Annotated in this window: 4 protein-coding genes; all 4 read left to right on the top strand. The window is 61.2% G+C overall.

The window, feature by feature from the left end:
• Nucleotides 1-896 (top strand): Ig-like domain-containing protein (locus ACFWAD_RS01650; RefSeq protein WP_378540830.1); only part of this gene is annotated, 896 nt, incomplete at its 5' end.
• A gap of 266 nt (nucleotides 897-1,162) precedes the next feature.
• Entirely contained in the window at nucleotides 1,163-4,039 is a 2,877-nt protein-coding gene (locus tag ACFWAD_RS01645; RefSeq protein WP_378540827.1) for a beta strand repeat-containing protein, read from the top strand.
• 30 nt (nucleotides 4,040-4,069) lie between these two features.
• On the top strand, nucleotides 4,070-6,952 hold the full coding sequence (locus tag ACFWAD_RS01640; protein WP_378540824.1) for a beta strand repeat-containing protein: 2,883 nt from the start codon (nucleotides 4,070-4,072) through the stop codon (nucleotides 6,950-6,952).
• 91 nt (nucleotides 6,953-7,043) lie between these two features.
• Nucleotides 7,044-8,482: Ig-like domain repeat protein (locus ACFWAD_RS01635; protein WP_378540822.1), on the top strand; the 1,439-nt coding region annotated here is incomplete at its 3' end.

The following is an 8,482-nucleotide window of genomic DNA, read 5'->3' as shown; positions in this document are numbered from 1 at the left end:
CGATCACGGGTACGGCGGTTGATCTGACCGCGACGGTTGCTCCGAACACTGCTGTCGGTTCGGTGCAGTTCAAGTCGAACGGCACGGCGATCGGTTCCCCGGTGACAGTGACTGGCGGTGTTGCGACATTGAGTCATTCGTTCGATGTTGCTGGTGCTCAGAGTGTTACGGCTGATTTCACTGCCGGTGCTGGCTTTGTGAGTTCGTCGGCGTCTGCTCAGACGGTGACGGTCTCGGATCCGGCTCCGGTCGACAAGGCGACGAAGACAGTTCTGAGCGTTCAGGGTGAAGCCAAGGTCGGACTCCCTGTCGATCTCTTCGCGACAGTGTCCGAAGATCCCTCGGACGCCCTGGTGCCGTCCGGTGGAACGGTCCAGTTCAAGATCGGTGGAGTCGATCAGGGCGCCCCGGTCGCGGTTGTGGACGGAGTTGCCAAGCTGCCGCACGTATTCGGAGCAGAAGGCACCTTTGCAGTCTCGGCCGTATTCAGTGGATCCGGTGTGTTCACTTCATCCACAGCGGAATCCGTCGACGTCAACGTCACCGTTCCGACCCCGTCGGATGTTGAGAGCTCTACGTCGTTGACGGCTCCGTCTTCGGCAAAGGTCGGCACCTCGGTGCAGCTGAAGGCTGTGGTCAGTTCTTCCGGCGCGACGTCGGGAACAGTTCAGTTCTTCGACGGAACGACTCCGATCGGGACGGCTGTTGATGTTGTAGGTGGGCAGGCTGTGTTGAGCCACACCTTCACCACGACCGGCAATCATTCGATCACCGCGGTTTACAGCGGAGCCCAGGGAGTTACGGGTTCCACGTCGACTGCATCGGTTGTGAACGTCGGTAACGGGGGTGGAGGCTCCGGTTCGCTCGGATCGCTGTCGCTGCCGTTCGGTTCCTGATTCTCCGATGATGTGATGCCCCTTGCGCCCATGGGTGCAAGGGGCATTGCACTGCCCATGGGTGCAAGGGGCATTGCACTGCCCATGGGTGCAAGGGGCATTGCACTGCCGAAAGACTCGGCGATTGGTCGTTAGCGTAGGTATCGGCAATTTATGAATGTTTGTCCGAAAAAACTGATACACGTGCTACTTTTGGCGGGTACTGTACGGGCGTCCAGCTTCAATCCTGATTTTCGCTCTGTTCGAGTATTCCGAGAGAAGAACCAATGCACATCTCGACGCTCCGGCACTGCGCCGCGCCTCTGACCGGCGCTGCCCTGGTGGCCGGGATGCTGCTTATAGGTGGTGGGCAGGCTGCTGCGCAGACCACCACGACCTCATTCAAAAGTACGTGTCGCGCATCGGCGGCCATCAACGTCGACAAGACCAAAGACGATTCAGTAATCGTCAATGCGCCGACCACAGTGGTATCCGGAGAGACATTCACTTTCACGATCCAGCCTGGCCCGGCTTCATACCCGGACAGTGATTCCGGCGCGACGACCAGCAATCTGTCGAGGTTGAAGTTCGATTTCGAGATTCCGAACAACACGACATTCGTTCAGGCCGCTGTGCTGCCGAACACGGGTAAGAACCTCGATGGGGTTCCGGCAGGCGTGCTGAGGATCAACACGTCGGGCTCAGCCGATTCGGCAGGGCCTCTGCTTCGACTGTCGGGCAACAACGAAGTGATTGCCAACGGCACTTCGAACAGCACCAACAGCGAAGGGGGCATCCGTGCTCCCAAACTCAAGAAGAATCTGGACGGATCGTCCAACGGCAACGGGGACAGTTGGTTCCAGATGCCGGCCGTCGAGGTAACCGTCGTCGCGGGCACTGCCGGGACGGCAATCACTCCGAAGGTGCGGACGTCCGGCAGCGCCGGAAGTTACAACGCAAGCGAAAATTTCAGCACCCAACTCGCCAAAGCCACCTTCCTCGGTGGAACCCAGTGGGCGCCGACCAAGTGCTCTCCGCGGGACGGAACGGGATCGGGGCTCAACAGCGGGGCAGGCGCGCTGGCGACCATCGCAGTATCGAGCGCTGATGCACCCTCGACCACACAGCTCAACCTACCGGCCTCGACTTACGTAGGCACCGAGATAACCCTGTCTGCGGGCGTTTCCGGTGGAACATCTGGTGGCACGGTTCAGTTCAAGGACGGAGGCAACCCGATCGGTGGACCGGTCGCGGTCGTCAACGGAACCGCCGCACTTCCGTACACCTTCACGACGGCCGGCGACCACAGCGTCACTGCTGAATTCAGCGGCGTACCCGGAGTCTCCGGATCGACATCGGCGGCCAAGGTAATCAAGGTCCAGTCCGCACGCACTGCGACATCGGTAGCAGTGACCGCGCCCGAGAATTCGGCGCTCAACGCGCCAGTGGATTTGAGTGCAACAATCTCACCGACGCCGACGGGTGGCACGGTTCAGTTCAAGGACGGATCGAATAATCTCGGTGCGCCGCAGCAGGTTACCTCCGGGCAGGTCAAGCTGACCACCTCCTTCGCAATCTCCGGGCAGCACTCGATAACAGCGATCTACAGCGGAACATCCGAATTTGCGGGATCGACGTCAACTCCTCAGATCGTGGGAGTCGCAGCGGCAGATTCGGTGACGACAACATTCGTCAACCTTTCCGGGTCAGCCGCGACCGGCGACGAAGTAGCGCTGTCCGCATCAGTCTTCCCAACACCTACTGGCGGAACGATCCAGTTCAAGGACGGTGGAGTCGATATCGGCGCCCCGGTCGAACTCGTCGGAGGGACCGCAAACCTTACTCACAGTTTCGATTCGGCGGGCAGTCATTCGATCACTGCGATCTACTCGGGAACGGTGGGCTTCACAGCCTCGACATCGCTGCCGAAGACGATCACGATCGATGACGGAATCTCCGGGACCACGACGGTAGTCACCGTGCCGTCATCGGCAACGACCCGGAACCCGGTTGAGTTGTGCGCGGTGATCAGTCCCGCACCAGCGGGTGGCACCGTTCAGTTCGCCGACGCGGGTGTACCGGTCGGTGACCCTGTCGCCGTCGACAACGGCGTAGCGGTCATCACCCATTCCTTTACGACGGCTGGAACGCACGCGATCACCGCGCTCTATTCCGGTGATCCGACGTCCGCCGGATCGGTTTCGGCGGCGCAGAGCATCGAGGTGACGTCCTCCGATGTCGCCACGTCGACAACGGTGACCGTCCCGGCGGCTGCCAGGACTGGTGGCGCAGTAGATCTGAAGGCGTCGGTTGAACCGAAGCCTTCCGGTGGCACCGTTCAGTTCACGGACGCGGGCGCTCCTATCGGATATCCGGTCAACGTGGTCGATGGTGTCGCGACGCTCAGCCACGTCTTCACGAATTCCGGGTCTCACGACATTGCCGCTGCGTTCAGCGGCGCTGTCGGATTCGACGGCTCCACGTCCACCCCGGGCACCGTGGAGGTCAGTCTCGCGGATCTCGGCACCGCCACTCTGCTCAGTGTTCCCGGCGAAGCCAAGACCGGCGCCGCCACCGACCTTTGGGCTTCGGTGTTCGAATTGCCGAGTGGGCAGCCTGTTTCGACCGGCGGAACGGTTCAGTTCTCCGATGGAGTGGTCAGCCTGGGTGCGCCCGTCTTCGTATTCGACGGAGTGGCCAAGCTGACACATTCTTTCTCCACTACGGGTGCACACGAGATCATCGCGACCTACAGCGGATCAGAAGGTCGTAACGGCTCGACAGCGCAAGCCCGTTCGATCAACGTATCGGAGGCGACCGCGTCGGACATCTCGACCGCCACCGTCATATCCGTACCCGGCACAGTCACGGTGGGTTCACAAATTTCGTTGAGCGCCAACGTCATCGCGTCGGAGACCGCAGGTGGAACCGTGCAGTTCATGGATGGCGACACACCAATTGGTCAAGCGGTTGTATTGGTCAACGGCGTTGCCACCGTGGGGCATACCTTCGACAAGGTGGGTGCTCACCCGATTACCGCTGTCTACAGCGGTGCTGCCGGATTCTCTGCCTCGACGTCGGCGGCTACCTCCGTCCTCGTCGAGAAGGCCTCGACCGGCAACGGTGGCGGCGGATCCAGTGATTTTCTTCCGTTCGGTTCCTGACCTTCGTGCGTTGCTAGCTGAGGAGTATTCGTGTCTGTGAGAAGAAGTTCCGCGGTTGTGGTGGCGGCGTTGGTCGGCGGTGTATTGGTCGCGGGTGGTGTTGCTTCGGCAGCTCCGTCGTCGTCGCCGCCCGTGGAGAAGAGTGTTGACTTCAAGTTGGGGTGTGACGGCTATGAGCATTTGGCCGTTGACATCTCGGATGTGTTTCATTCGACGGGTGTGACGGTGTCGGCGCCGGAGAAGGTAGTGGCAGGGTCGACGTTCACGTACCGGGTGCAACCGAATGCGATGTCGGTGCCGACAGGTGGCCATGCGGGTCGCAGTGTCGGTAAGTGGACGCGACTCAAGTACGACTTCGACATTCCTTCGGGGGTGTCCTTCGTGGATGCGCGAGTGGTGGCAGGTTCATCATCGAATCTGTCAGGTGTGGCTCCGTCGGTGATTCGGATCAACGACGGCGGTTCGCCGGACGGCGCAGGATCGCATTTACGTATTTCGGGGAACAACCAGACTGCCGACTCGAACAACAAGGGCAGCAACGGCCCGAGCACGAGTAAGAACAGCGACGGCGGAATCGAGGTCGCAGCGGGGAATACCTTCCGGTTGCCGGCGATCGATGTGACGGTGGTTGCCGGTGCTGCCGGCAGCACGGTGCAGCCGAAGGTTCGTGCGACCGACGGTGATTCGGGCTCGTTCAACTCCCCGAAAAACGCATTCACCTTCCTGCAGTACGAGACATTGTGGCCGGGGTACTGGGAGCGGTACAACTGCTCGCCGCGTGATTCGAACAATGGCGGATTGAATGCAGGCGGTCAGGCGCTGGCCACCGTCAACGTCGTCACACAGGTGGCGACGACAACAGCCCTGACATCCGGCACGACGGCCACCGTCGGCCAGTCGACGGATCTGGTCGCGCAGGTCTCGCCGGCGCCGACCAGCGGCACCGTTCAGTTCAAGGACGGGGGGACCGACATCGGTGCTCCAGTCACCGTCGTCAATGGTGTTGCCACACTGCCGCATACATTCACGACATCGGGGGGTCATTCCATAACCGCCGCATACGAGGGAGTTCTCGAGTTTCTCGGATCCACGTCGTCAGCACAGACAGTGAACGTGGCGGCACCCAATGAACATACGAGCACGTCGGTAACCGTGCCGGCGAGCGCTGTCGAGCAGACCTCCGTCGACCTGAACGCATACATCTCACCGGCAACCGACGGTGGAACGGTGCAGTTCAAGGACGGTGGGATCGACATCGGAGGCGCGATTCCGGTGACGGCCGGAGCAGCGACGCTTGCCCACACTTTCGCCACCACCGGCGCGCATTCGATCACCGCAGTCTATTCCGGCACTGCAGGTTTCGACGGTTCGACCGCAGAGGCGCAGACGATCGACATCTCGAGCTCCACGCAAGACACGACCACGACACTTCAGGTGCCTTCCACCGCGAACAAGGACGCTGCCGTCACCCTGACGGCAACTGTGAACCCGCAACCCAACGGTGGAACCGTCCAGTTCAAGGACGGTGGAGTTGCGATCGATGGCCCGGTTGCCGTGAGTGGCGGAATCGCTTCTCTTGCGCACACGTTCACCGCTACCGGCGCACACAGCATCACTGCCGAGTACTCGGGTGCCGCCGGCTTCGGTGTCTCGGCTTCCCAACCCTCGACCGTCACAGTGGCTCTCGCTCAACAGAACACGACGACAGCGCTCAACGCGCCGAATGCTGCCTCAACCAGCGCAGCCGTGGATTTGACTGCGGTGGTCTCGCCGACGCCAAGCTCAGGAACCATCCAGTTCAAAGATGGTGCGGCGAACATCGGAAGTGCGGTAGCAGTGGTCAACGGATCGGCGACACTCTCGCATCAGTTCACTACCAACGGTGCGCACAGCATCTCGGCCGTCTATTCCGGCGGTGCAGAATTCGGCGGCTCGATCTCGGCCCCTAAGACCGTGACCGTGTCGACTGCAGCAGCTGATTCTGCGACTACCGTGACTGTTCCGCTCAGTGCTGACACCGGCAGTGCCGTTGACCTCAAAGCCACTGTGTCTCCTGCGGGCAACGGCGGAACGGTGCAGTTCAAGGATGGCGGTACGAATATCGGCGGCACCATCGCGGTGACAAGCGGTTCAGCGACGCTCAACCACACCTTCACCACGGCCGGTTCGCACGACATCACGGCGGTGTTCTCGGGTACTAACGGAGTGAACGGATCAACGTCCAGTGTTCAGTCCGTCCAGGTGAGTGTCGCCGATCAGGGCTCCGTGACATTGCTCAGTGTGCCCGGTGAAGCGAAAACCGGTGTGGAAACAGACTTGTGGGCGAGCGTTCGGACATCGACTGACGGAATCGTCGGAGAAGGCACCGTGCAGTTCTTCGACGGCGGCGTCGCGATCGGTGGTCCGGAAGCCGTGACGGCTGGCGCTGCCGGCCTGTCGCATACGTTCACGAACACGGGAACTCACAGCATCACCGCGGTGTATTCAGGCGGCTCCGGAATCCTCGGATCAACGGCGCTGGCGCGCACGGTGAACGTCACCGCTCCGGCTCCGTCCGACATCGCAACAGCCACTGGAATCACCGTTCCCGGCAGTTCGACCGTCAACAAGTCGGTAACTCTCTCCGCCACTGTCACTTCGGTGCAGAACGGTGGAACCGTGCAGTTCATGGACGGTGACACACCGATCGGTGAGGCTGTTGCGGTAATCAACGGGATCGCCGCCCTCAACCACACATTCACGACGACCGGTGTGCACTCGATCAAGGCGATTTACAGTGGCGCAGCCGGATTCACGGGATCCACGTCCGATGTCCGCACCGTCCAGGTCAACGCGGCGCCCGGTGACGGCGGCAACGGCGGTACCGGTTCGCTCGGAACCGGATCGTTGGGGTCCCTTCCGTTCGGTTCCTGATCTGGTCACAGCATCTGCAGTATTCGAATACCGTCGACGGGAGTAGCTATGTCACACCAAGAGTTCTGCGATTCAGGTCGGAGAAGTTTTCATGTCGCGTAACCTGATTCGTCGTGGCATAGCGCTCGTCGGCGTCGCCTCGGTGGCGTTGCTCACGGTCGGTTCCATCTCGGTTACCGTCTCCTCTGCTGCGACGGCAACCGTCTCCGAGGGCAAGTACCGGTTCACACGCAGTTCCAACGTCGACACCGTGTATCTCGGTGACAAGATCACGTACACAACTGCCCTCACCAAGTCCGGTATAGACGGGTACATCAACACCTTCGTCGATGTGCACCCCGCCTGCCTGACGTACGAAACGGGGTCTGCGAAACTGACGCGAGGATCCACGTCGGCGATCACTCCGTCGTCCGTCTCGGCGACGTCAGTCACTGTGACCAATGCCGGGTGGCTGGTCAACGGGAACAATCCGTGGACACTCAGCGTGACGTACCTCGTCACGGATTCTTGCGCGGTCGGTGCACTCGGTGGTGGCGTCACCGCCAGGGGCACCGTGATGGGAAGCAGTGGTTTCGGAGTCTCCGAAGATCATTCCACCATGGGACCATCGGTGACGGTTGCCAAGCGCGACACCACAACTGCGCTGTCGGTGCCGGCCACCGCGACGGTGGGTTCGTCGGTAGACCTGACGGCGACAGTCGGGCCCAACAACGTGCCAGGAACTGTCCAGTTCAAGGACAACGGCAGCAATATCGGGTCCCCTGTCACCGTCAGCGGTGGTGTGGCCACATTGGCTCACTCTTTTGGATCCGCTGGCTCACGTTCTGTCACGGCGGTGTTTACGCCGAGTGCGGTGGCGTACGCGGGTTCGACATCCGTCGCCGCGAACGTGGCAGTCTCGAACCCAGTTCCGGTGGATGTGGTGACGACGACGTCGTTGTCGGTTCCGGCTACGGCGGTTACGGGTGCGGCTGTTGATCTGACCGCGACGGTTGCTCCGAACAACGCTGTGGGCACTGTGCAGTTCAAGTCGAATGGCACGGCAATCGGAAGCCCGGTGACTGTTGCCGGTGGGTCTGCAGTTCTGTCGCATGCGTTCGATGTTGCTGGTGCGCAGAGTGTTACCGCTGACTTCACCGCCGGCGCTGGGTTTGTGAGTTCGTCGGCGTCGGCTCAGACGGTGACGGTCTCGGATCCGGCTCCGGTGGATGTCGAGACCACGACGTCACTCTCGGTTCCGGCTACTGCGGTCACGGGTACGGCGGTTGATCTGACGGCGACGATTGCTCCGAACAATGCTGTTGGCACTGTGCAGTTCAAGTCCAACGGTGTTGCGATCGGTTCCCCGGTTGCAGTCTCCTCGGGTGTTGCGACACTGAGCCATGCGTTTGATGTTGCTGGCGCTCAGAGTGTTACGGCTGACTTCACTGCTGGTGCTGGGTTTGTGAGTTCGTCGGCGTCGGCTCAGACGGTGACGGTCTCGGATCCGGCTCCGGTGGATGTCGAGACCACGACGTCACTCTCGGTTCC

The sequence above is a fragment of the Rhodococcus sp. NPDC059969 genome, from assembly GCF_042738325.1.
In the GTDB taxonomy this organism is placed as follows: domain Bacteria; phylum Actinomycetota; class Actinomycetes; order Mycobacteriales; family Mycobacteriaceae; genus Rhodococcus_F.
This window is presented reverse-complemented; position numbering and strand designations above follow the sequence as displayed.

Excerpts from the sequence above, each read along its gene's own strand:
- ACFWAD_RS01645 (WP_378540827.1), top strand. The coding sequence starts at position 1,163 with ATGCACATCTCGACGCTCCGGCACTGCGCCGCGCCTCTGACCGGCGCT.